Genomic DNA, 22,444 nt, shown 5'->3' with positions numbered 1-22,444 from the left:
GGCGGCTCGAACCACCGGGTGGCGCGCCCCCGGGCGCGTCGGCCGAGGGGATCGTCGCGAGAAGCTGCTCTACTCTCGGAGGTCCGGTGCCGATGCACCGGTGATCCACCATGTCGCCGTCTCCTCGATCCCGCCGCGCTCCGATGCCGTCGTCACCGCGCCGCGCCCCACGCCCGGCGGCCCGGAGCGTGACCGCGGCGATCGCTCTCGTCGCCGCCGCGGCGGTGGCCGCCGGGCCGGGGCCGACCCTCGCCTCGGCGTCGCCCGCCCCGGCCCACGAGGCACCACCGACCGACGTGGCTCCGGTCGCGACGACCACCGCGCCCACCACCTCGCGATCCACCCCGCCCACCACCCCGCGATCCACCCCGCCCACCACGGTGCGCACCTCGACGCCGCCGCCGAGCGCCGGCCCCACGACCACCGCGACGTCGACGTCGACCACCGCGCCCACCACGGTCGCGCCGCGCCCGACGGCGACGACCGCGCCGCCGCGCACCGCCGTCGTGACCACGCCGTCGACGACGGCCACCGTCGTGGCGAACCCTCCGCCGGCGACCACCACGCCACCGGCTCCCGCGCCCACGGGCCCGGCGGCGCCCCCGCAGCGCAACATCCAGGTCCGCTCCGACCAGATGGAGCAGATCCTCGCGACCATCCGCTACCAGGAGTCCCGCGGCCTCTACGGGATCGGCCTGAACAAGGGCCGGGCGTCGGGCGCCTACCAGTTCATCACGTCGACGTGGAACGGCTACGGCGGCTACCCCGAGGCGTACCTCGCCCCGCCCCACGTCCAGGACGAGCGAGCCGCCGCGGACGTCCAGATGTTCCTCGACCGCTACGACGGCGACGTCTCGATGGTCCCGGTCATGTGGTACTACCCGGCGGCCGCCTCGAACCACCGGCTGATGGACATCGTCCCGGTCCCGCAGGCCGGCAACGTCCTCACCGTGCGCGAGTACCAGTCCCGCTGGCTGGCGACGTTCTCGTCGATCTCCGGTCGCCCGATCGCGCCCCGTCCCGCACCCGCGGACCTCTCGGCGTTCGCCGGGCTCGCGCCCGAGCTCCCCGACGCCCACGAGGGCGCGTTCCCGGCGTCGTTCCCGGTCATCGGGCCGTCGCGCATGGCGGTCCCCGACTGCGACGCCGTGGAGGCGGACCCCGTGGCGCAGGACGCCTCGGACGACCTCGTCGTCCCCGGCGTCGTCGAGTCCGACGGACCCTCCCGTGCGGACGTCGAGGCGGCCGGGCTGTGCACCGAGCAGGCTCCGGCGATCGTCTTCGGCGTGAAGCTGCAACCGGTGCTCGCGATCGCGGACGGGACCGTCACCGAGGTGCGCGACCGCCCCGGATCGGGCGAGCCGATCTCGGTGACCGTGACCGACCCGACCGGCACGAGCCACGTCTACGCCGGCTTCAACGACGACAACCCGGGGACCGACGACGCAGCGGCGCCTCCTCACCTGCGCCTCGCCGGGCTGGCGCGCGTCGGCCAGGTCGTGCGGGCGGGGCAGCTCCTCGGGTTCATGGGTGACACCGACCCGTTGCCGATCGGCGTGCGCGCCGACGACATCCCCACCGACGACACCGTCGAGATCGATCCCGAGGCGGTCGCGCCCCACATCCGCATCAGCCTGCTCGACGTCGACGGCACGCCCCTCGACGCGTTCGGACCGGTGGTCGACGCCCTCTTCCGCCAGCACTGCCGGGTGATGATCGGGCACTGGTCGAGCGTCGCCAACGGGACGGGGCACGAAGAGGTGGTCGTCGAGACGACCGACGACGACCGCACCGTCGACTCCCAGTGGACCATCACCTCGACCGGCGAGGTGCTGGCCAGCGGCTGGGCGTCGCTCGTCAACGCCGGGCCGGGGTGCCCCCACACCCCCGACACCACCTACGGGCCGGGTGAGGACGGGGCGCGCAAGGGGCCCCTGCGCTGGCTGCGCTCGGCCGACCTGACGACGGACCTCTGGGTCTCGCTCGCGCTCCGCGACGACGACACCGAGGTGCCCGCCGTCGTCCACCGCTGAGCGGCAGCGCCGGTCCGGTCTCCACCGCCACCGACGGCGCCGATCCGGCGAGGGGGCGACCTCGCGTCAGCCGACGCGGCGTGCTTCCTCGACCAGGTTGATCTCGTAGAGCACCTCGTCGAGGGCATCGGCCGCGCTGATCGCGGCGAACCGCTGCGGCTCGTCGGGGGTGCAGCAGGTCGACACCGGCGCGAGGACGGTCCACGGCCGGGGGTGGCAGAACTGCACGACGCTGTAGCGCTCGCCCTCGTAGCCGGGCGATGCGACGACGCGGTGCCACCCGATCGGGATCCGTCCGTTGGTCAGGCGCTCGAGCATGATGCCGGTGTTGACGATCACCCCGTCGTCGGGGGCGACGGCGTCGACCCACTCGCCGTCGACCTGCACCTGCAGACCCGGCGCGGTGGCGCGGGGAAGGGCGGTGATCAGGTTGATGTCGCCGTGGGCCGCCGCCCACTCGTGACCCGGCTCGCCGTCCGCTCCGAGCGCGGTGTCGAGCTCGGTCATCGCCGGGTATCGGATCGCCCGGGTGAGCGTGGGTCCGTCGGCGACCATGTCGTCGAAGAACGTCTCGTGGCACCCGATCCCCTCGGCGATCACCCGCAGGAAGCGCCGTTGGAGGTCGGCGATCGTGTCGTGGAACTCGTAGAGCACGTCGGTGATCCCCGGGACGATCGACTCCGGCAGCACCTGGTCGGGGTAGGCCTGGGGGAACCTGCGCTTGAGCGGGTGCCCGGACGCGATCGGGCTGGACCAGTTGAGCATCTCCTTCCAGTCCGGCTTGTCGCTCGACGCCGCGGTCTCGACCAGCAGCCCGGTGTAGCCGGTCTGGCCGCTCGCCCCCTTCGCCGTCGCCTGCTGCTTGTCCTCGGTCGAGCACTCGAAGAACCGGCGGAGCATGTCGTAGGCCGTGTCGAGCAGGTCGTCCGACACGTCGTGGCTGGTGTAGACGAAACCGGTCGTGAGGCTGCGTGCGACCCCGTCGACGACCGCTCGGCGCTGCTCGCGCGTCCCCGTCTCGAAGGCCAGCAGGTCGACGTCCAGGATTCCCTCGCTCATGGCGCCAGCCTACGCAGGCGGCTCGCGGCCGCGAACCGCCCGATGACGGCGCAACTCGGGCACGTGCCGTCGCGGTCGACGCCGGGGGGGCGGACCCGGCTCCGAGCGCTCGAGCGGTCGGAGGCGGCGCGCCGGTTCAGGCGAACAGCGCGGGCCAGCCGCCGGTGTGGACGAACACGACGTCGTCGTCGCGCCCCCACCGACCCTCGGCGATCATGGCGAGCGCCCCGGAGAGGCCCTTGCCGGAGTACGTCCGATCCATCAACCAACCGCCCGTGCGGGCGGCCCACGCCACGGCCGCGTCGCCTGGTTCGGTCGGGACGGCGTAGTCGTCGCCCATCCACCGAGCGTCGACCTCGACGTCGTCGGGTCCCAGCGCGGCGGGCCGACCCATCAGCGCCAGGACGTCGTCACCGAGCTGCGCGATGTCGGGCAGGCCCATCGTCACCCCGCGCGCCACACCGACGGCGACGACATCGGGGGCGGTCGACGCATCCAGCCGACCGTCGGCGACCATCGCCGCGCGCCCGGCGAGCAGACCCGCGTGGGTGCCGCCGCTCGACGAGGTCACCACGACCGCCGCGGGGCGCGCACCGACCTGCGCGCACTGGCCCATGAGCTCCTCGAAGGCCACCGCGTAGCCGAGCGCACCCAGCGCGGTGCTCCCCCCCATCGGGATCGAGTACGGCGCCAACCCCTGGCCGGCGAGCTCGTCGGTCAGCGACTCGCGGGCCACCTCGAGCTCGCCCCAGTGGCTCTCCGCCACCCCCGTGTGGTGGAGTTGAGCTCCGAACATCGTGGCGAGGAGCTGGTTCCCCGTGGGCGAGCCCTCGGCCGCGTCGCCGCCGAGGACGAGGTGGACCTCGAGTCCGAGGCGGGCCCCGGCCGCGGCGGTCATCCGGCAGTGGTTCGACTGGGCGGCCCCGACCGTCACCAGGGCCCGGGAGCCGAGCGACATCGCCTCGCCGCAGAGGAACTCGAGCTTGCGGGCCTTGTTGCCGCCCCCGCCGAGGCCGGTGAGGTCGTCGCGCTTGAGCCACAGCCGCGGACCGTCCTCCAGGGGGCGGCCGGCCTCCTCGAGCGGGGTCGGGAGGGTCGCCAGCGACGAACGTGGTCGATCGAGCACGACGCCATGCTAGGCAACGCCGCGCAGGGTGCCGGGGTGGCGCCGCCGGGGCGTGGTGACGGTGGTGACGGTGGTGGTGACGGTGGTGGTGACGGTCGCTCCGCCGGCGACGAGACGGTGACGTGGTCGTGACGCCACACGACCGCGCGGAGACGTCGAGCCGGATGACATGCTGTGATCCGATGGCGACGACCGACTGGAACCCGTTGCTGCGCGCCGAGTTCGAGCGGGACTACTGGGCCGAGCTGCAGTCGTTCGTGGCCGACGAGCGCTCCCGCCACACCGTCTACCCGCCCCACGACGAGGTGTTCACGGCGCTCCACCTGACGCCGTTCGCCGAGCTCAAGGTCGTCATCCTCGGTCAGGATCCGTACCACGGTGCCCGCCAGGCCAACGGCCTCGCGTTCTCCGTGCGCCCCGGCGTGAGGATCCCGCCCTCGCTGCGCAACATCCACGCCGAGCTGCGCGACGACCTCGGCCTCGCCGTGCCCGACCACGGCGACCTCGGGACCTGGGCGCGTCGGGGGGTGCTGCTGCTGAACACGTCGCTGACGGTGCGCGCGGGCCAGGCGGGGTCCCACTCCGGGAAGGGCTGGGAGACCTTCACCGACCGGGTGATCGACGTCGTGTCGGAGCGCGCCGATCCGGTGGTGTTCGTGCTCTGGGGGAACCACGCCCGTCGCAAGCGCGAGCGCATCGACACGGCGCGCCACGCCGTGATCGAGTCGCCGCACCCGTCGCCGTTCTCGGCGAGCAGCGGGTTCTTCGGGAGCAAGCCGTTCAGCCGGGCGAACGAGGCGCTGATCGCGCTCGGGCGCGACCCGGTCGACTGGGACCTCGGCGACACGGACCTCGCAGACACCGGTGCCGACCCGGGTGGTGGCGCCCGCGGTGACGGGTCCGCTACACACTGACCATGGCCTGGACCACCAACGCCACGGTGATGCGGTTCCGGTCGAGGTACCGCATCGTCGACCTCGTCGTCGAGATGCTCGACGGGTGGCGCCGCCACCAGTCGAGCAAGGACGCCTGGCTGCTCGCGTTCTTCACCTTCCTGTCGATCTTCCCGCTGCTGCTCGTCGCGGTCACCGTCCTCGGCATCGTGCTGCGCGGGAACCCCGACCTGCAGGAGCGGATCGTCGACAGCGCGATGGCGCAGATCCCCGTCGTGGGCGGGATCCTCGAGACCCCCGACCGCATCTCCGGCGGCACGTGGGCGCTGATCTTCGGGCTGGCCGGGGCGCTGTGGTCGTCGGGGCGTGCGTTCGTCGGGTTGCAGACCGCGCTGGACGACGTGTGGGAGATCCCGCTCGACGATCGGGCGAACCTCCCGATCCAGCGCGCCAAGGCGGTGCTCGGCGTCGCGATCATCGGGATCTCCCAGATCGGCAACCTGGCGATCGCCTCGCTCGTGAGCGCGGCGACCCTCCCGGCGCTCGGCGACGTCGCGCTCACCGCCGCAACCGTCGGCATCAACATCTGCGTGATCGCATCGATGTACCGCTTCCTCACGTCGTACTCGCCCTCGTGGGACGACGTGTGGCTCGGTGCGGTGATCGCCGGCGTCGTGTTCGCCGTCCTCCAGCACTTCGGCACCGGCCTGGTGAAGAACTTCGGCGGCACCGCGCCGGGAGCCGATCCCGACCCGGTCCAGATCATCAGCATCATCATCGGGCTGATCACCTGGCTCAGCTTCGTGGGGATCACGGTGATGATGTGCGCCGAGCTGAACGCCGCCCGCGAGCGCCTGACCGACCGGGTCAGCGCGGAGCGCGGGCGCGAGCTCTCCCTGTCCATGCGCACGGGGGACTAGCCTCCGGTCGTCCACGGAGCAGACGGGCGTCCGCGGAGCAGTTCGGGCGCCTCGGGCGCGGGAGGGTCCATGTCGTACACGTTCGCCCGGCGCACCGACGGGTTGCGATCGTCGGCCATCCGCGACCTGCTCAAGCTCACCGAGGTGGACGACATGTTGTCGCTCGCCGGCGGGCTCCCCGCCCCCGACAGCTTCCCGCTCCTCGACCTCCGGCGGGCCGCCGACCGCCTCCTCGGCGAGCACGGACCGCGGGCGGTGCAGTACAGCGCCACCGACGGCGTCGTCGAGCTGCGCGGCTGGCTGGCCGGCGAGTACTCCGCCGCGCTCGGCCGCGAGATCGCGGTCGAGGGCCAGATCGTCGTCACCCACGGCTCCCAGCAGGCGCTCGACCTGCTCGCGAAGGTCCTCGTCGACCCCGGTGACGTCGTCGTCACCGAGTCCCCCGCGTACCTCGGAGCCGTGCAGGCGATCGAGCTGTTCCAGCCGCGCTTCGAGGTCGTCCCCGGTGACGAGCACGGGATGCGCGTCGACGTCCTCGCCGATCGGCTCGCCGCCGGTCTGCGCCCGCGCTTCGTCTACGTCGTGCCGAACTTCCACAACCCGTCGGGGGCGACGATGTCGCTCGATCGACGGCGCCTCCTGGCGGAGCTCGCCGACCGCTTCGAGGTGCTGATCGTCGAGGACGACCCCTACGGCGCGATCCGCTTCTCCGACGACCCGCTGCCCCCGGTCGCGTCGTTCACCGAGCGGGCGGTCCACCTCAGCACGTTCTCCAAGATCGTCGCGCCGGGCTTCCGCGTCGGGTGGATGATCGGGCCCCCCGAGGTGATGGGCTGGGTGGCGCGCGCCAAGCAGGCCGCTGACCTGCACACCTCGACCTTCGCCCAGCTGGTGCTCACCGACCTCGTCGCCACCCCGGGCTGGCTCGACGAGCAGCGGGCGCGCATCGTCCCGATCTACCGCGACCGCTGCGTCGCCCTGGCGGACGCCCTCGACGCCGGCCTCGGGGAGCGGATCTCGTTCCACCGGCCGAACGGCGGGATGTTCCTGTGGACCGAGTTCGCCGAGCTCGACGACACCACCCGGCTGCTCTCGCTCGCCCTGGACCGAGGGGTCGCGTTCGTCCCCGGGAACGCGTTCACCATCGACCAGGAACCGGATCCGCACGCCCGCTTCTCGTACGCGACCGTCCCGGCCGAGCGGATGGGCGACGCGGTCGAGCGCCTCGTGGGCGCCGTCGACCGAGCGGTGCGCGCCACCGGCTGAGCCCCGTCGTGCGAGGCGGGGAGCGGGTTGCGCTGTGGCGCGCTCCTCCGGGGGTTGGGGCTACGATCCCACCGGATGCAGGGGCCACCGTCATGATCGCTGCCACCGCCTCGCTGCTCGCCGCGGGGGAATCGGCCATCGGCCCCACCCTCGCGCTGATCGTCGGCGCCGGCATGGCGGCGCAGTGGATCGCGTGGCGGACCCAGCTGCCGTCGATCATCGCCCTGCTCATCGCCGGGCTGGCGCTCGGACCGTTCACCGGCCTGCTCGACCCCGACGAGCTGCTCGGCGACACCCTCTTCCCGCTGGTGTCGCTGTCCGTGGCGCTGATCCTGTTCGAAGGCGGACTCGACCTGCCGCCGCGCGAGCTGCGCAACACGGGCACGGCCGTCCGCCGCCTGATCACCCTGGGCGCCGTGATCACCGGCGTCGTCGGGTGGTACGCGGCGCGCGAGATCTTCGGCATCTCCGACCAGGCCGCGATCGTGCTCGCCTCCGTGCTCGTCGTGACCGGACCGACCGTCGTCGGGCCGTTGCTGCGCTTCGTGCGACCGGCGGGGACGACCGGGCCGATCCTGCGCGCGGAGGGGGTGCTGATCGACCCGATCGGGGCGACCGCCGCGCTGGTCTGCTTCGAGGTGGTGCTGGCCAACGACACCAACGAGGCCGTGCTCACCCTGGCCCTCATCGTCGGCAAGACGCTGCTCGCCGGGATCGGGTTCGGACTGGCCACCGCGTTCCTGCTCGACAACGCGCTCAAGCGGTTCCTGATCCCCGATCAGCTGGCGGTCCCCGTCACCTTCGCCTTCGTGGTCGCGAGCTACGTCGCGGCGAACGAGATCCAGGAGGAGTCGGGGCTGCTCGCCGTGACCGTGCTCGGCATCTACCTCGCCCGGCGCGAGAGCTCGACCATCCGCCAGGTCCTCGAGTTCAACGAGAGCCTGCGCACCCTGCTGATCTCGGTGCTGTTCATCCTCCTCGCCGCCCGCATCGAGTACGAGGCGCTGACCGAGGTGTTCTTCCCGTCGCTGCTGTTCCTCGTCGTGCTCGTGCTGATCGCACGCCCGCTGTCGGTCGTGGCGTCGACGGTGCGCACCTCGCTGACGTGGCGCGAGCGGGTCTTCCTGTGCACGATGGCGCCGCGCGGGATCGTGGCGGCGGCCGTGTCGGCGATCTTCGCGATCCGCCTCGAGGAGGAGTTCGTCCCCGACGCGGAGAAGATCGTCCCGATCGTGTTCCTGGTGATCATCGGGACCATCGTGGTGTACGGGTTCCTCGCGGGTCCCGCCGCGCGCATCCTCGGTCTCGCGGAGGCCCAGGCGGAGGGGGTGCTGATCGTCGGCTCGCACGCCACCGCCCGGGGGATCGCGATGCAGCTCAAGCAGCGCGAGATCAAGACCCTGCTGATCGACACCGACCCGTACAACGTCACCCGCTCGATCGCCGCCGGGTTGACGGCTCGCCGGATGAGCGCGCTCGCCGAGGACGCCACCGAGAGCCTCGACCTGCGCGGCATCGGCCGTCTGCTCGCGGTCACCTCGAACGACGAGGTCAACGCGCTCTCCACCGGACGCTTCGCCCGCGTCTTCGGACGCCGGGAGGTGTTCCAGCTCGCGCCCGGCAAGAAGCGCAGCGGGCACGACGCGGTCCCCGAGGAGTACCTCGGACGGATCATCGGGATGGCCGGCCTGACGTACAACACCCTCGACGAGCGGTCGCGCCAGGGCTGGAAGGTCGTGGGCTCCCCGGCCGGCCCCCTGATCGACGAAGCGCTCGAGGAGGAGCTGTTCCTCCCCCTCGCCCGCATCGAGGAGGGCGAGATGGCGTTCATCTGCCGCAACGACCCCCTCCCCGAGGTGGGCGACGTGATCGGGCTCGCCGCCCCCTCGCTGCAGCGCCAGATCGAAGCCGAGGCGCCGTCGGCGTCCGCCGACGCCTGACCGCGCCCCGACCCACGAGGCCCGCCGCACCCGGCCTCGCCGAGGACGGCCGGTCGGGCTCAGTCGGTCGTCGCGGAACGGGCGACCAGGTCCGCGACCGCGACGCGCGCGTCCTGGGCGATCGCCGCGCTCGTCATCCCGACCGACCGCTCGACGAGCGAGACGACGGCCGGTTCGGCCCCGAGCCCCGCCACCGCCTCGGCGACCTGCGCCTCCGAGCCGCCGGTGTCGCGGATCGCGAGCGCCGTGGCGGCCTCGGCGGTGCGCCAGGCCACCAGGCGGTGACCGACACCGACCGGGGGGGCGATCGCCTCCCCGACCGGGGTGCACGAGCGGAGCGTGGACACGGTGGGCTCCGGCCGTGCGGTGGCGGCACCGAAGGGCGCTGCCGCCGCCGACCACCGCTCGAGTCCTGCGGCGATCCCGTCCGACGTCACGGCATCCGACGTCGTGAGCGTAGCGACGACGCACTCGCGCTCGCCGACGGTCTCGACGACCAACGCCGCGCCCTCGACGGCCTCCGACAGGCGGAGCGCGTCGACCGAGTCGAGCCGGGTGGCCAGCACGAGGAACCAGAACCCCCGATCGACCGGGAGCGGTCCCTCGACTCGGTCGCCCTCGCCGACGGGCTCGGCCACGACCGCGAGCGGTGACGGATCCACGAGCTCGGGCCGGGACGGGACCGCGCCCGGGTCGGCCGCCACGAGCCGGGCGGACCCGTCGGGATCGTCGGGCTCGTCGGGCTCGTCGGGCTCGTCGGGCTCGTCGGCAGCGATCAGGTGGGCGAGCGCGTACGGCGCCGAGAGCCGGTAGTCGACGACCGGCGGGAGGAACGAGAAGCGGACGGTGTCGGGATCCTCGACATCGGTCCGGTACCCGGCGGCCGCGAGCACGCTCCGCGCGACCGCCAGCACCTGCGCGTCGACGACCGCCTGCGCGTCGAGGCCGCGGCGCGGGGCGCCCGCCGACAGGCCGAACTGCTGGTCGAGCGCCGCCTCGACCATCGCACCGGCGACGTCGGGGGACTCGGAGGGTCGGACCACGGACGCATCGACGTGCACGCGCCCGTCGTCGGGTGAGTAGTGCGCCGTCCACAGCCCGGCCGTCAGGTCGCGCGTCGCCGCCCGGTCCGGGGCCGCGCCCGACACCAGGCCGAGGGCGCGCAGCGCGGCCGCCGCCGATGCGTCGGCGTCGGTGATCCGGTCGGTGACGAGACGTCGGTGGGCGGCGCTCGGCGAGGCGATGATCGCCACCGGTTCGGCGAACGCGACCCCTCGGACCTGCTCGATCCGCTCGGCGTGGGCGAGCGCGACCGGGTCCCACTCGTCGGGGAAGAGGAAGGGGCGGCCGAGGACGACCGCCGCACCGGAGATCAGCGCGAGGATCACGATGGCCACCGCCAGCCGGGCGCTGGCGTGCGTCTGATCCCGGTTCCGGCGGTCGGAGGGCGGCGGGGCCACGCCCACCGGCGTCGCGAGGGGGGACGCGGCGCCGAGCGATCGGCCGAGCTGGGGCACGGGCGCGACCGGGACCAGGGACTGATCGGGTTGGCGCGAGTCGACGACGATGGTCTGCGGTCCGGGGGCGTCCGGAGCGATCGCGTCCGCCTCCGCGGAGGTGCGCACGACCTCCGTCCGCGCGGCGGCAGGGGGCGGCTCGGGATCCGAGTCGCCGCGGTCACGGTCGGCGTCGGGGTGCTCGCGACCGCGCGCGACGACCGGATCCCACGACAGGCTCGTCAGCGAGTCGTCGTCGCGCTCACCGCCTCCCACGCTCGCTCATCGGCAGGCGCGGCGGCGCGCTTGAGCGCCCCGGTTCAGGCGTCGCCCGAGCTCGCGGCGGCCTTGCGCTGCAGCTCCTCGACGATCGTCGGGTCGGCCAACGTCGTCGTGTCGCCGATGTCGCGTCCCTCGGCGACGTCGCGCAGCAGCCGCCGCATGATCTTGCCCGATCGCGTCTTGGGCAGATCGGACGCGATGAACACGCGCTTGGGCTTGGCGATCGGGCCGATCTCGCCGCCGACGTGGTCGCGCAGGGTCGCCTCGTCGGCCTCGGCGCCGCCGCGCAGGATCACGTAGGCGAAGACGGCCTGCCCGGTCGTCGCGTCGTCGGCGCCCACGACCGCCGCCTCCGCGACCGACGGGTGCGACACGAGGGCGGACTCCACCTCGGTGGTGGAGATGCGGTGGCCCGACACGTTCATCACGTCGTCGACGCGCCCGAGCAGCCACAGGTAGCCGTCGTCGTCGAGCTTGGCACCGTCGCCGGCGAAGTAGCGGTCGCCGTAGCGGGACCAGTACGTCTCCTGGTAGCGCTCGGGATCGCCCCAGATGCCCCGCAGCATCCCGGGCCACGGACGGGTCAGGGTGAGGTACCCGCCGCCGACGTCGACCTCCTTGGCCTCCTCGTCGACCACCTCGGCCGAGATCCCCGGGAGCGGGAAGGTGGCCGACCCGGGCTTGGTGGTCGTCGCTCCCGGCAGCGGGGCGATCATGATCCCGCCGGTCTCCGTCTGCCACCAGGTGTCGACGATCGGGCACGTGCCGCCCCCGATGTTCTCGTGGTACCACATCCACGCCTCCGGGTTGATCGGCTCGCCGACGGTGCCCAGGACGCGCAGCGCCGACAGATCGTGCTTGGCGGGCTCGGCCGCGCCCCACTTCATGAACGTGCGGATGGCCGTCGGGGCGGTGTAGAAGATCGTGACGCCGTAGCGCTCGCAGATCCGCCACAGGCGGTCGTTGCCGGGGTGGTTGGGGACGCCCTCGTACATCACCTGGGTGCACCCGTTCGACAGCGGTCCGTAGACGATGTAGCTGTGGCCGGTGATCCACCCGACGTCGGCGGTGCACCAGAACACGTCGCTCTCGGGCTTCAGGTCGAACACGTAGCGATGGGTGAACGTCGTGTGGGTCATGTAGCCACCGGTGGTGTGCATGATCCCCTTCGGCTTGCCGGTCGTGCCCGAGGTGTACAGCAGGAACAGCAGGTGCTCGGCCTCCATCGGCTCGGCCGGGCACTCGGTCGACACCCCGCGCATCAGCTCGTGGTACCAGCGGTCGCGCCCCTCGACCCAGGCGACGTCGTTGCCGCCGCGCTTGACGACGACGACGTGCTCGATCGACGACGACCTCTCGCACGCCTCGTCGGCCGCCGGCTTGAGGGCGAACACCTCGCCGCGCCGGTAGCCGCCGTCGGCGGTGATCAGCACCTTCGCGTCGGCGTCGTCGATGCGGTCGGCGAGCGACTGGCTGGAGAACCCGCCGAACACGACGCTGTGCGGCGCTCCGATCCGGGCGCAGGCGAGCATCGCGACCGCGGCCTCGGGGATCATCGGCAGGTAGATCATCACGCGATCGCCCTTGCTCACCCCGAGGCCGGTGAGGACGTTCGCGAACTGGCAGACCTCGTCGAGCAGATCCCGGTAGGTGATCGTGCGGGTGTCGCCCGGCTCGCCCTCCCAGTGGAACGCGACCTTGTCGCCGCGACCGGCCTCGACGTGGCGGTCGAGGCAGTTGTACGAGGCGTTGAGCGTCCCGCCCTCGAACCACTTCGCGTTCGGCAGATCCCACTCCAGGATCGTCTCCCACGGCGAGGCCCAGTCGAGCAGCTCCTCGGCCTGCGCCGCCCAGAACCCCTCGTCGTCGGCCGCCGCCCGGTCGTACAGGTCGGTGCCGGTGACGAGGGCGTCGCGCCGGAACTCGTCGGAGGGCGGGAAGGTCCGGTTCTCGGCCGAGAGCGAATCGATGGCGTCGGCGTGGGAGCTGGCCCGGTCGTCGGTCATGGGTCCGATGGTAGATCAGCGCTCCGAGGCGACCCGGAGCCAGCGGCGGCGTCGACCCGCCACTCGGCGACGACGAACGAACCGAGCCCGGCGGGGTCGAGCAGCGCCTCGGACTCCGAGACTCGGCTGCGCATCCGCATCACCGCCAGGTCCGGGGCGGCGGCCCGCTCGCGCCAGATCCGGCGCCCCTCCTCGACGAGATCGTCGATGCCGTGCAGCGAGAGGAACTGCGTCTGCGAGCGGACGGCGTCGGGCTCGGGGAGCTGGTCGAGCGGGATGTCGGTGGTGATGTCCTGGGCCCCGACGTCGCGCAGCGGGTGCGAGCCCCGCTCGTTGCCGCGGTAGGTGCGCAGCCACTCGCGCCACGGTCGGCCGGCGAGCTCGGCGGTCATCGGCACCGCGTAGTCGACGGCGAGGACCGAACCCGACCGCAACCGGCCACGGGCGTCGTCGACCCACCGTGCGGCGCGGTCGACCAGCGGCGCACGCGCGCCGTGGGTGGCCCGCGCCGGCAGCGTCGCGGGGACGGGATCGAAGGGCGCGCTGAGCCGCTCGACGAACGACCCGCCGCGTTCGATCTCGACGAACGCCTCGCGCCACGCGCCGTCGAACACCGCCATGCGGAACGGGAGGTTGTCGAGCAGCTCGTTCGCCAGCACCACGCCGTCGAGGGGTCCGTCGGGCACCTCGGCCCGGGACTCGACGCCGTCGGGGTGCCGTTCCCGCTGCGCCGCCGAGACGTCGACGGCGACGTAGCGCAGCGCGGCTGCGCACCTCGGGACCGCGGCGAGCACCGACCGGGCGAGGGTCCCCGGTCCGGCGCCGACGTCGACGACCGCGAACTCGCTCGGACGCCCGATCCGCTCCCAGACCGAGTCGAGGTACCGGGCGACCACGGCGCCGAACAGCGGACCGACCTCGGGCGAGGTGAGGAAGTCACCTCGCCGGCCCGCCGCTCCCCCGCGCGTGTAGAACCCGTCGGGACCGTACAGCGCATCGTCCATGAAGCTCTCGAACGGGACCGGTCCGTCGCTCACCGCCACATCCTGCCCCCGGCGAGCGCACCGATCCACCGCGCCTGCGGGCTCAGGCGCCGACGCTCCGGACGATCGACGTCCGTCCCGCATCCCACCTGGAGTCGCCATGCAGTCGTCCATCCGCCACAAGGTGCTCGGCGGCTTCGTCGTCGTCGGTCTGCTGAGCGTCGTCGCGCTCGCGTCGAGCCTCACCACGCTGCGATCGGTGCGTTCGGAGGTCGACGGGCTGGCCACCCGCGACGCCGAGTCGGCCTCGCTGCTGCTCAACCTCGACCGCGACCTCTACCAGGCCCAGCTCGCCGTCGAGCGCGTCGCCGACAGCTCGGATCCGGACGTCGTCGAGGCGGAGCTCGACGACTACGTGGCCAACGCGGACCAGGTCACCGAGCGCTTCGGCCTGTACACCGAGATCGCGCGCGCCGAGGACGACGAGACCGACCTGTGGGCGACGTTCGCCGAGCGGTACGGCGACTGGCGCACGGCGACCGACGCGATCGCGGCGGCGGTCGAGGGGGGCGACCGGGTGGACGCCGCCGCCCTGACCGAGTCCGGCGAGCTGTTCATCACCACGCGCGACACCATCGATTCGCTCTTCGGGCGCTACGAGACCGCGGTCCCCGACGTCGCCGCGTCGATCGACGACCACCTCGGCTCGGCCGTCGCCCGCTCCCTCGGGTTCATGATCCTGATGCTGGCGGCGGCCGCCCTCGTCGGGCGACTCGTCCTCCGTGCGCTGCGGCCCATCGACCGGATGCGCGAGGTCGCCGATCGCATCGCCGCCGGCGACGTGGGCGACCGGGTCGAGATCCACGGCACGGACGAGATGGGTCAGCTCGCGAAGTCGTTCGATCAGATGTCGACCTACCTCTCGGGCCTGGCGCTCTCGCTCGACCAGCTCGCGGAGGGCAACCTCGACCACCACGTCGACGCCCACGGCGACGATGATCTCGTCGGCGGATCGCTCGAGAAGAGCTTCGACAACCTGCGCGAGGTGGTCGGCGACCTCCGCTCGGCCGCCGACGCCCTGTCGGACTGCTCGGTCACGGTGCGCGACGTGAGCCGTTCGCTGGCGAGCACGGCCGAGGCGACCTCGACCCAGGCCGATTCGGTCGCCGCGGCCAGCCGCGAGATGGAGGCGACGATCCGCGAGGTCGCGACGAACGCCACGAACGTCACCGGAGCCGCCCGTGAGGCCGACGAGCGAGCGATGCTGGCCAACGCCGTCATCGAGAACCTCGTCCGGTCGAGCGACGAGATCGGCGAGGTCGTCCGCATGATCGCCGGGATCTCGGAGCAGACCAACCTGCTGGCCCTCAACGCCACCATCGAGGCGGCGCGCGCCGGCGAGGCGGGCAAGGGGTTCGCCGTGGTCGCGTGCGAGGTGAAGGGCCTCGCCACCCAGACGCAGGAGGCGACCGACGACGTGCGCTCGAAGATCGAGGCCATCCAGGCCGACACCGGCTCGGCGATGGAGTCGATCGCCGGCGTCGTCGGGAGCATCGGTCGGATCAACGAGTTCTCGGGATCGGTCGCGGCCGCCGTCGAGGAGCAGTCCGTCACCACGTCGGAGATCGCCCGCAACGTCACCGAGGTCGCCCGCTCCGCCGAGCACACGCGGGAGGCCTCGCACCGAGCGCTGAGCTCGAGCGACCGCCTCGATGCCGTGGCTCGTCAGCTCGCCGCGTCGGTCGATCGATTCCGACTGTCGGCACCGGCCGACGGATCGCTCCGAACCGACCGGCGCCCCGACGCCGAGCCCGTCGCCGCCGGGTGACGTCCGCCACCTGACGACGCCCGGCGAGCGCCCGGCCGACCACCGCGGCACGCGACCGCTGGCGCGAGCTCAGCTCGAGACGAGCTCGTCGAGCGCGGCCAACGAGGACTGGAGGCCGGCAGCCGACTGCTCGACGAACGTCTCGGGGTCCTCCGGGTCGGGGAGGTCGACGCGCATCGTCATCAGCGTCGAGCCCCGACCGGTCGCTTCGAAGGTCAGCACCTGGGTCGCCGGCGCACCGGTGGGGTCGTCGTCGCCCATGACGAACCACTCCCGGGCGCCGAGTCGTTCGGGGCGCTCGACGAGGGTGTACTCGCCGTGCCACGACATCGTCCCGTGCTCGGGGATGACCATGACGTAGCGGTAGCGGCCGCCCTCGACCGGGTCGGATTCGCACACCGTCATCTCCGAGCCGGGGGGCGCTCCGGTCGGGAACCAGACGCGCAGGTCGTCCGGGTTGGTGAAGGCACGGAAGACCCGCTCGGGGGGAGCGCCGAAGGTGCGCACGCACTCGTAGGACGATCCGTCGTCGGCGAGCTCGATCCGAGCCGAACCACGTCGGTCCTCCAGGCTCGACGGCGGGGTCGCGGCGGTGGGGTCGGTCTCCGGGGTGGGGTCGGTCATCGTGGACGCTCCTCGCGCTGGTCGGGTGGTGGGCGGCGGGGTCGGGCGTCGGCGGAGACGAGCTCGTCCACGGCGTCGAAGCGGCCCTGCCAGACGTCTTCGAAGGAGGCGAACCAGTCGTGCCCCGCGCGCAACCCGCTCCCGTCGAGGCGGTACCGCCGGTACCGGCCGTCCACCCGCGCCGAGACGAGATCCGCGTCGGCGAGCACGCGCAGGTGCTTCGACACCTGCGGTTGGCGCATCCCCGACGCGTCGACCAGCTCCGACACCGTCGACTCCCGCCGACGATGGAGGAGCTCGATCAGGCGGCGACGGTTCGGCTCGCCGACGACGTCGAGCACGGTGCCGGTGGCGATCACGGGCCTCACCTTACGTATTCCTTCGGGGGAATGCAAGGGCATCGCCGCGCCCTCGTGCGAGCGGGTGCGGTCCGGCCGATCACGTCGCGCGCGGACGGCGCGACCGGGCCGGGACCCCGCCGCGCCGGCCGCCCGTCGCAGCCGGGAGCTCAGGCGGGCAGGGGAGCCGGTGGCGGGCCCAGGATCTCGATCCCGTGGGCTGCGTTGACCTCCGCGACGTGCCCGGGATCGATCTCCACCGGTGCCGGGACCGTCGGCCGGGGGGTCGGCTCACCGAGCGCCGCGACCATGCGGTCGAAGCGCGGAGACCGCTCGCGCGACGCGCAGATCGCGAGGCACCGCGCCGACTCCGACAGCACCTGGAAGGTGTGGGGGACGCCGTGGGGCAGGAACGCCGTGGACCCGGCGGCCCCGACGAACTCGTCCTCGCCCGAGCGGAACGCGATCTCGCCCTCGAGGACCACGAGGATCTCGTCCTCGTCCGCGTGGCGGTGCAGCGGGGGTCCGAAGCCGCGATCCTGGACGAACTCGACGGCCGTCAGCGCACCGCGCTCGCCGGCGGTGACCTTGCGCGTCGCGAGGTGGTTGAGGAAGTGGAAGTGCTCGCCCTCGTCTCGCCCGAGGACGTAGGGCCCAGCGGGGTCGACCGGCACCCGGCGGCTGGTCGTCGCATCCCCGCTGCGGTCGGTGGTGGTCGGGTCGGTGCTCGTGTGGTCGCTCATGTCGACATCGTGCGACACGACCCTTTCGGAAACCTTCGGAACCGAGCGCGACCGGCGCGATCGCGGAACCGGGTCGGCATCCGGACGTCCGGGACGGAGCCGTCCCCGACGCCTCAGCCGTCGACCTCGTCGATCCCGAGCTCGGCGAGCGCGGCCCGCCGGGCGTCCGTCGCCCGCCGCGCCCCCTCGACGTCGCCTGCGGCGGCGAGAGCCTCGACGAGCGCCCGGTGGGTGTCGTCGTCCCACGGGTCGGCCTCGAGGAGCCGACGCGCCAGCGCGGCTCGTCCGTCGATCCCGTGGGCCAGCGCGGGCAACTCGGCCAACCGTCGGCGCGCCGCCTCGACGAAGCGCTGGCGAGCCTCGTCGCGAGCCGGCGCCGACCAGTCCTCGTAGCGTTCGGAGGGCAGCAGCTCCCCCGCGTACGCGGCCACCACCGCGGCGTCGTCGCGCGCCTCGAACAGCTCGACGAGATCGACGCGGACCCGAGACGGGTCGAGCGCGATCGTGGAGCGATCGGCCACGACACCGCCGCCGAGCACCCGCCGCACCGCGGAGAGGACCACCGACAACCGTGCACCGAGCCGATCGGGCTCGGGGTCGTCCGGCCACAGCAGATCGGTGAGCTCGTCGCGCGTCACCGGCCACCCCCGGGCGACGACGAGACGCTTGAGCAGGGTGCGCGCCCGCCGCGACCCCCAGGCGGAGGTCGGGACCTCCTCGCCGTCGACCTCCACGGAGAAGCGCCCGAGGGTCCGGACGTAGACCCCCGTCCCGGTCCTCGGCGGGGAGGTCTGCCTCGGCGCTGCGCCGGTCACGAACCGCTCCATCTCGCCCATCCACGACTCGACGTCTCCGAGGTAGCCGAAGTGATCCTCGCCCTCGAGCTCGACGAAGCGTCCGTCGGGGACGCGCTCGGCCACCTCCCGGCCCCACTCGACGGGCATCGCGACGTCGCCGGTGCGGTGCAGCACGAGCACCGGTGCCTCGACGTCGTCGAGCACATCGGTCACGTCCATGTCGATCATCTGGACCAGCAGGTCGTACAGCGAGTCCGAGCTCGCCGCGAGGCGCTCGTAGCGCTGGTGCCACGTGCGGAACTCGAGATCCGACGAGCGCGAGGGCGCGAACATGTCGACCGCGAGCGAGTCGGGCGTGCCCCACACGTCGGCGAAGTGGCGACGGAGGCCGATCGAGCGCTGGCGCTCCTCGGCCGACAGGCCGACGGGCGCCATCCGCGCGGACGAGCCGAGGAGGATCACGCCGTCCACCCGATCGGGGTACGAGGCGGCGAAGAGCAGCGTCGTCGGCCCGCCCTCGGACTGCGCGAACAGGTGGGCCCGCTCGACGCCGGCGGCGTCCATCACCGCGCGCAGGTCGTCCACCCGCTCGTCGACACCGGGAACGAGCACCGTGCGGTCCGAGCTCCCGGTGCCACGCTTGTCGAAGTGCACGAAGTCGGCGAAGGATCCGAAGCGCTCGAGCATCGCCCGGATGGCGGGGTGCTCCCAGCCGACCTCGACGTTCTGCGCGGCCGGGGGGCTGGCGACGACGGTGGGCGCCTCCGCCCGACCGAAGCGCTGGTAGGCCAGGCGCGCTCCCCTGGCCGTCGCGAACCGAACCTCGGGAACCCCGTCCACGGCCGGCGACCGTAGCGAAGGCGGCTCCGCGGCGCGAGGCGCGGCGCCGGCAGCGTCGCGGGCGCGGTCAGCCGGGGAGAGCGCCGGTGAGGTCGGAGAAGTTGCCGAACCCGGCGACGAGGCGGGGGAAGACGCCGACGGCGAGCGTGCCGACGACGGTGATCCCGAGCGCGGCCACGATCGGCGACGGGGTGTGGATCGGGGCGACGTCGCCGTCGGGGGCCTCGTCGATCCACACGGTCCGCAGCACCCGGAAGTAGTAGGCCGCCGAGATGACGGTGTTGACCGCAGCGATGCAGGCGAGCACGTACGCGGAGGTGGTCGACGCGTCGAGCACCGCCTTGAACGCGTTGAACTTCGCGAACCAGCCGCCGAGCGGGGGGATGCCGGCGAGCGACGCCATGAACACGGTCATCGCGACCGCCATCCCCGGCGCGTAGCCGAACAAGCCGCCGAAGGAGCTGATGTCACCGCTGCGGGTCTTGCGCGTCACGGCGATGACGACGGCGAACGCGCCGACGTTCATGAACGCGTAGACGAGCAGGTAGACGACGACCGCGTTCAGGGCGGATCCCGACGCGTCGGGGTCGCCGGCGTACGCGAGCGGCATCAGGATGAACCCGCCCTGGCTCACCGAGGAGTAGGCGAGCATGCGCACGATGTTGCCCTGGCGCAGGGCGAGCACGTTGCCGACCGTCATCGTGAGCGCCGCCATCACCCAGATCATCGGTCCGTAGACCCCGCTCGCGCCGGGGAAGGCGACGAACACGAGGGTCACCAGAGCGACGAAGCCGGCCGCCTTGGACGCGACGGACAAGAAGGCGGTCACCGGCGTCGGCGCGCCCTCGTAGGTGTCGGGCGCCCAGGTGTGGAACGGGACCGCCGACACCTTGAACGCGAAGCCGACGATGACGAAGGCGACGCCGACGACCTCGAGTCCGAGCAGGTCACCGTCGGACAGCGAGGCGCCGATCTCGGTGAGCTTGGTCGACCCGGTCGTGCCGTACAGGTACGACATGCCGTACAGCATGATCGCGGAGGCGAACACGCCGAGCAGGTAGTACTTCACCCCGGCCTCGTTCGAGACCGCCGAGCGCTTGCGCCACGCCGCCATCATGTACGCCGGGATCGAGAGCAGCTCGAGCGCCACGAAGATCGAGACCAGGTCGCGCGCCGAGCTCATCGTCAGCATCCCGAGCACCGAGCACAGCATCAGGACGTAGAACTCACCCTGGTAGTAGCCGCCCTCCTCGAGCTCGTTCTGGCTGATCAGGATGATCACGTACGCGACGAGCAGGAACAGCGCCTTGAGCACGAGCGCGTACTCGTCGATCACGTAGCGCCCGTCGAACAGCTCGCGCGCGACCCCGTCGCTGGTGAACCAGAGGGTGACGATCGGGATCAAGGCGCCCAGCACCACGAAGCCCGACAGCGTCGCCATCGTCCACTTCTTGTCCTCCTCGATGTTGAGGTCGATCAGCAGGACGAGGTTGATGCCGACCACGAGCACGAGCTCGGGGGCGATCGCGTGCCAGTCGACGTGGGGCGCCACCCAGTCGACCTGGGCGAGGACGGACGAGACGAGGCCGATCACGTCGGGATCCCGGCCGAGATGGTCTCGACCAGCTGCGTCACCGCCGGGTCGAGCACCCGGAACAGGAGGTCGGGGTACACGCCGAACACGACGATCGCGACGAGGAACGGCGTCCACGCGATCCACTCGGTGGGCTGCACGTCGTGGATGTCCTCGTGCGCCTCGTGGGTGTCGTGGGTGTCGTGGGCCGTACGGGCGTCGGCGTTGGCCGCCGAGCTCAGCGAGTGGGCGACCCCGTGGCCCGAGCCGCGCGCCGCGGCACGCTCCGCGTCGGAGTGGCCGGCGAACTCGGCGCCCGGCTCACCGAAGGCGGTGCGCTGGTACAGCCACAGCAGGTAGGCGGCCGCGAGCACGGTGCCGACCGCGGCGACGACCATCAGGGTGCGGAAGAGCGGCTCGGACAGCGCCGGGTGCGGCTGGTACGCCGACAGGATCGCCGGGAACTCGCCCCAGAAGCCGGCGAGGCCGGGCAGGCCCAGCGAGGCCATGGCGGCGAACCCGAGGATCCAGCCCATCCGTGGCATCTGGATCAGCATCCCGCTCAGGCGCTTGATCTCGAGCGTGTGGTAGCGGTGCTTCACCGAGCCGGCGACGAAGAACAGGATCCCGGTGATCAGGCCGTGGGAGACCATCCCGAACAGCGCCGCGTTGATGCCGAAGGTCGTGAGGGTCGAGATGCCGAGCATCACGAACCCCATGTGGGCCACCGACGAGAACGCGATGAGCCGCTTCATGTCGGTCTGCGCGAGGCACCCGAGGGCTCCGTAGATGATCCCGATCACGGCGAGGATGCCGATGACCGGCGCCCACGCCTCGGCGCCCTGGGGCAGCATCGGCAGGGCGATGCGCACGAAGCCGTAGGTGCCGAGCTTGAGCAGGATCGCGGCGAGGATGACCGAGCCCTGGGTCGGCGCCTGGGTGTGGGCGTCGGGGAGCCAGGTGTGGAACGGGAACATCGGGACCTTGACGGCGAAGCCGAGGAACATGCCGGCGAAGATCCAGATCTGCACGTTCCGGTCGATCCCCGCACCGGCCTCGACGAGCTGGGCGAAGCCGAAGCTCTCGCCGCCGGTCTGGAAGAACAGCGCGAGGAACGCGACGAGCATGAACGCCGACCCGAACATCGTGTACAGGAAGAACTTGAGCGACGCGTACTTGCGCTGCTCGCCGCCCCAGACGCCGATCATGAAGTACATCGGCAGCAGCACCACCTCGAAGAACACGAAGAACAGGATCAGGTCCTGGGCGATGAACGTGCCCGCCATGCCGGTCTGGAGGATGAGCATCAGCGAGTAGAACGCCTTCGCGTTGCCCACGTCGGGCATGTTGTCCCACGAGTAGATCATCACCAGGAAGGTGACGACCATCGACAGGAAGTACAGCGGCAGGCTGATCCCGTCGAGACCGACCGTGTAGCCCGACGAGATGACGGGGATCCAGTCGACGTCGACGAAGAACTGCAGGTCGGCGGAGCGCCCGTAGTCGAACCGCAGCAGGGTGACGATGCCGATCACCAGGGTGGCGCCGGCGGTGACGATGCCCACGATCTTCGGGCTGCGCTCGTCGTCGCGCGCGGTCCCGAACATGATCGCGAGCGCCCCGGCGATCGGCAAGAAGGTGCCGAGGCTCAGGAGCCAGTTGCTGTCGGTGAGGTTGTTCATGATCTCGGTTCTCTG

The 22,444-nt window shown here is 72.2% G+C and carries 17 protein-coding genes; 6 read left to right on the top strand and 11 right to left on the bottom strand.

The features are described 5' to 3' along the window. Positions 1–188 precede the first annotated feature (188 nt). Complete coding sequence (locus ACOOHC_RS03485; RefSeq protein WP_420452625.1) at positions 189–2,033, top strand: hypothetical protein; 1,845 nt, start codon at positions 189–191, stop codon at positions 2,031–2,033. Between the two features lie 66 nt (positions 2,034–2,099). On the opposite strand, the gene ACOOHC_RS03480 is transcribed toward ACOOHC_RS03485, so the two are convergent. Together ACOOHC_RS03480 and ACOOHC_RS03475 are read right to left on the bottom strand one after the other, a co-directional pair. After that, a complete protein-coding gene (locus ACOOHC_RS03480; protein WP_420452624.1) occupies positions 2,100–3,092 on the bottom strand; it encodes an isopenicillin N synthase family dioxygenase in 993 nt (330 codons plus the stop codon). Between the two features lie 136 nt (positions 3,093–3,228). Then, positions 3,229–4,218 (bottom strand): 1-aminocyclopropane-1-carboxylate deaminase/D-cysteine desulfhydrase, encoded by a 990-nt coding sequence (locus ACOOHC_RS03475; protein WP_420452623.1) that lies wholly within the window; start codon positions 4,216–4,218, stop codon positions 3,229–3,231. A 182-nt stretch (positions 4,219–4,400) separates the two neighbouring features. Between ACOOHC_RS03475 and ung the strand changes: the two genes are divergently transcribed. The 4 genes from ung to ACOOHC_RS03455 all read left to right on the top strand — a co-directional run bounded on the left by ung (position 4,401) and on the right by ACOOHC_RS03455 (position 9,237). Beyond that, on the top strand, positions 4,401–5,132 hold the full coding sequence (gene ung, locus ACOOHC_RS03470; protein ID WP_420452622.1) for a uracil-DNA glycosylase: 732 nt from the start codon (positions 4,401–4,403) through the stop codon (positions 5,130–5,132). 2 nt (positions 5,133–5,134) lie between these two features. Beyond that, positions 5,135–6,031, top strand: coding sequence for a YihY/virulence factor BrkB family protein (locus ACOOHC_RS03465; protein ID WP_420452621.1), 897 nt, complete (start codon positions 5,135–5,137; stop codon positions 6,029–6,031). 69 nt (positions 6,032–6,100) lie between these two features. Beyond that, entirely contained in the window at positions 6,101–7,297 is a 1,197-nt protein-coding gene (locus tag ACOOHC_RS03460) for a PLP-dependent aminotransferase family protein (RefSeq protein WP_420452620.1), read from the top strand. A gap of 92 nt (positions 7,298–7,389) precedes the next feature. After that, the gene (locus ACOOHC_RS03455; protein WP_420452619.1) at positions 7,390–9,237 is read left to right on the top strand and encodes a cation:proton antiporter; all 1,848 of its coding nucleotides are present in this window, start codon (positions 7,390–7,392) and stop codon (positions 9,235–9,237) included. 59 nt (positions 9,238–9,296) lie between these two features. Here the strand turns inward: ACOOHC_RS03455 and ACOOHC_RS03450 are convergent, their stop codons facing one another. Genes ACOOHC_RS03450 through ACOOHC_RS03440 form a run of 3 tightly spaced genes read right to left on the bottom strand, consistent with a single transcriptional unit; the run spans position 9,297 to position 14,058 of the window. Beyond that, positions 9,297–11,009, bottom strand: coding sequence for a hypothetical protein (locus ACOOHC_RS03450; protein ID WP_420452618.1), 1,713 nt, complete (start codon positions 11,007–11,009; stop codon positions 9,297–9,299). Between the two features lie 44 nt (positions 11,010–11,053). Next, positions 11,054–13,021 (bottom strand): acetate--CoA ligase, encoded by a 1,968-nt coding sequence (gene acs / locus ACOOHC_RS03445; protein ID WP_420452617.1) that lies wholly within the window; start codon positions 13,019–13,021, stop codon positions 11,054–11,056. Next, entirely contained in the window at positions 13,018–14,058 is a 1,041-nt protein-coding gene (locus ACOOHC_RS03440) for an SAM-dependent methyltransferase (protein ID WP_420452616.1), read from the bottom strand. The genes acs and ACOOHC_RS03440 overlap by 4 nt, the downstream gene beginning before the upstream one ends. 106 nt (positions 14,059–14,164) lie before the next feature. Between ACOOHC_RS03440 and ACOOHC_RS03435 the strand changes: the two genes are divergently transcribed. Beyond that, positions 14,165–15,832, top strand: a complete 1,668-nt coding sequence (locus ACOOHC_RS03435) for a methyl-accepting chemotaxis protein (protein ID WP_420452615.1) — start codon at positions 14,165–14,167, stop codon at positions 15,830–15,832. A 69-nt stretch (positions 15,833–15,901) separates the two neighbouring features. On the opposite strand, the gene ACOOHC_RS03430 is transcribed toward ACOOHC_RS03435, so the two are convergent. From ACOOHC_RS03430 to ACOOHC_RS03405, 6 genes are all read right to left on the bottom strand, one after another. After that, complete coding sequence (locus ACOOHC_RS03430) at positions 15,902–16,456, bottom strand: SRPBCC domain-containing protein (RefSeq protein ID WP_420452614.1); 555 nt, start codon at positions 16,454–16,456, stop codon at positions 15,902–15,904. After that, the gene (locus ACOOHC_RS03425) at positions 16,453–16,815 is read right to left on the bottom strand and encodes an ArsR/SmtB family transcription factor (protein ID WP_420452613.1); all 363 of its coding nucleotides are present in this window, start codon (positions 16,813–16,815) and stop codon (positions 16,453–16,455) included. Before ACOOHC_RS03425 ends, ACOOHC_RS03430 begins: the two co-directional genes overlap by 4 nt. Before the next feature lie 149 nt (positions 16,816–16,964). Then, positions 16,965–17,537: a cupin domain-containing protein gene (locus ACOOHC_RS03420; protein ID WP_420452612.1), complete on the bottom strand. Its 573-nt coding sequence runs from the start codon at positions 17,535–17,537 to the stop codon at positions 16,965–16,967. A 113-nt stretch (positions 17,538–17,650) separates the two neighbouring features. Further along, the gene (locus ACOOHC_RS03415; protein WP_420452611.1) at positions 17,651–19,174 is read right to left on the bottom strand and encodes an alpha/beta fold hydrolase; all 1,524 of its coding nucleotides are present in this window, start codon (positions 19,172–19,174) and stop codon (positions 17,651–17,653) included. Positions 19,175–19,241: 67 nt separating this feature from the next. Next, on the bottom strand, positions 19,242–20,768 hold the full coding sequence (locus ACOOHC_RS03410) for an NADH-quinone oxidoreductase subunit N (RefSeq protein WP_420452610.1): 1,527 nt from the start codon (positions 20,766–20,768) through the stop codon (positions 19,242–19,244). Then, positions 20,765–22,429 carry a complex I subunit 4 family protein gene (locus ACOOHC_RS03405; RefSeq protein WP_420452609.1) on the bottom strand — a complete coding sequence of 555 codons (1,665 nt, stop codon included), beginning with the start codon at positions 22,427–22,429 and terminating at the stop codon, positions 20,765–20,767. Before ACOOHC_RS03405 ends, ACOOHC_RS03410 begins: the two co-directional genes overlap by 4 nt. Positions 22,430–22,444: the final 15 nt, after the last annotated feature.

The sequence above is a fragment of the Ilumatobacter sp. genome (genome assembly GCF_965215205.1).
Classification (GTDB): Bacteria; Actinomycetota; Acidimicrobiia; order Acidimicrobiales; family Ilumatobacteraceae; genus Ilumatobacter_A.
The sequence above is the reverse complement of the archived record's forward strand: the minus strand, read 5'-3'. Positions and strand labels throughout refer to the sequence as shown.

What these genes read in the sequence shown, in the direction of transcription:
- ACOOHC_RS03480 (WP_420452624.1), bottom strand. Translation starts at nt 3,092, where the DNA reads ATGAGCGAGGGAATCCTGGACGTCGACCTGCTGGCCTTCGAGACGGGG.
- ung (WP_420452622.1), top strand. Translation starts at nt 4,401, where the DNA reads ATGGCGACGACCGACTGGAACCCGTTGCTGCGCGCCGAGTTCGAGCGG.
- ACOOHC_RS03465 (WP_420452621.1), top strand. Translation starts at nt 5,135, where the DNA reads ATGGCCTGGACCACCAACGCCACGGTGATGCGGTTCCGGTCGAGGTAC.
- ACOOHC_RS03460 (WP_420452620.1), top strand. Translation starts at nt 6,101, where the DNA reads ATGTCGTACACGTTCGCCCGGCGCACCGACGGGTTGCGATCGTCGGCC.
- ACOOHC_RS03455 (WP_420452619.1), top strand. Translation starts at nt 7,390, where the DNA reads ATGATCGCTGCCACCGCCTCGCTGCTCGCCGCGGGGGAATCGGCCATC.
- acs (WP_420452617.1), bottom strand. Translation starts at nt 13,021, where the DNA reads ATGACCGACGACCGGGCCAGCTCCCACGCCGACGCCATCGATTCGCTC.
- ACOOHC_RS03435 (WP_420452615.1), top strand. Translation starts at nt 14,165, where the DNA reads ATGCAGTCGTCCATCCGCCACAAGGTGCTCGGCGGCTTCGTCGTCGTC.
- ACOOHC_RS03430 (WP_420452614.1), bottom strand. Translation starts at nt 16,456, where the DNA reads ATGACCGACCCCACCCCGGAGACCGACCCCACCGCCGCGACCCCGCCG.
- ACOOHC_RS03420 (WP_420452612.1), bottom strand. Translation starts at nt 17,537, where the DNA reads ATGAGCGACCACACGAGCACCGACCCGACCACCACCGACCGCAGCGGG.
- ACOOHC_RS03405 (WP_420452609.1), bottom strand. Translation starts at nt 22,429, where the DNA reads ATGAACAACCTCACCGACAGCAACTGGCTCCTGAGCCTCGGCACCTTC.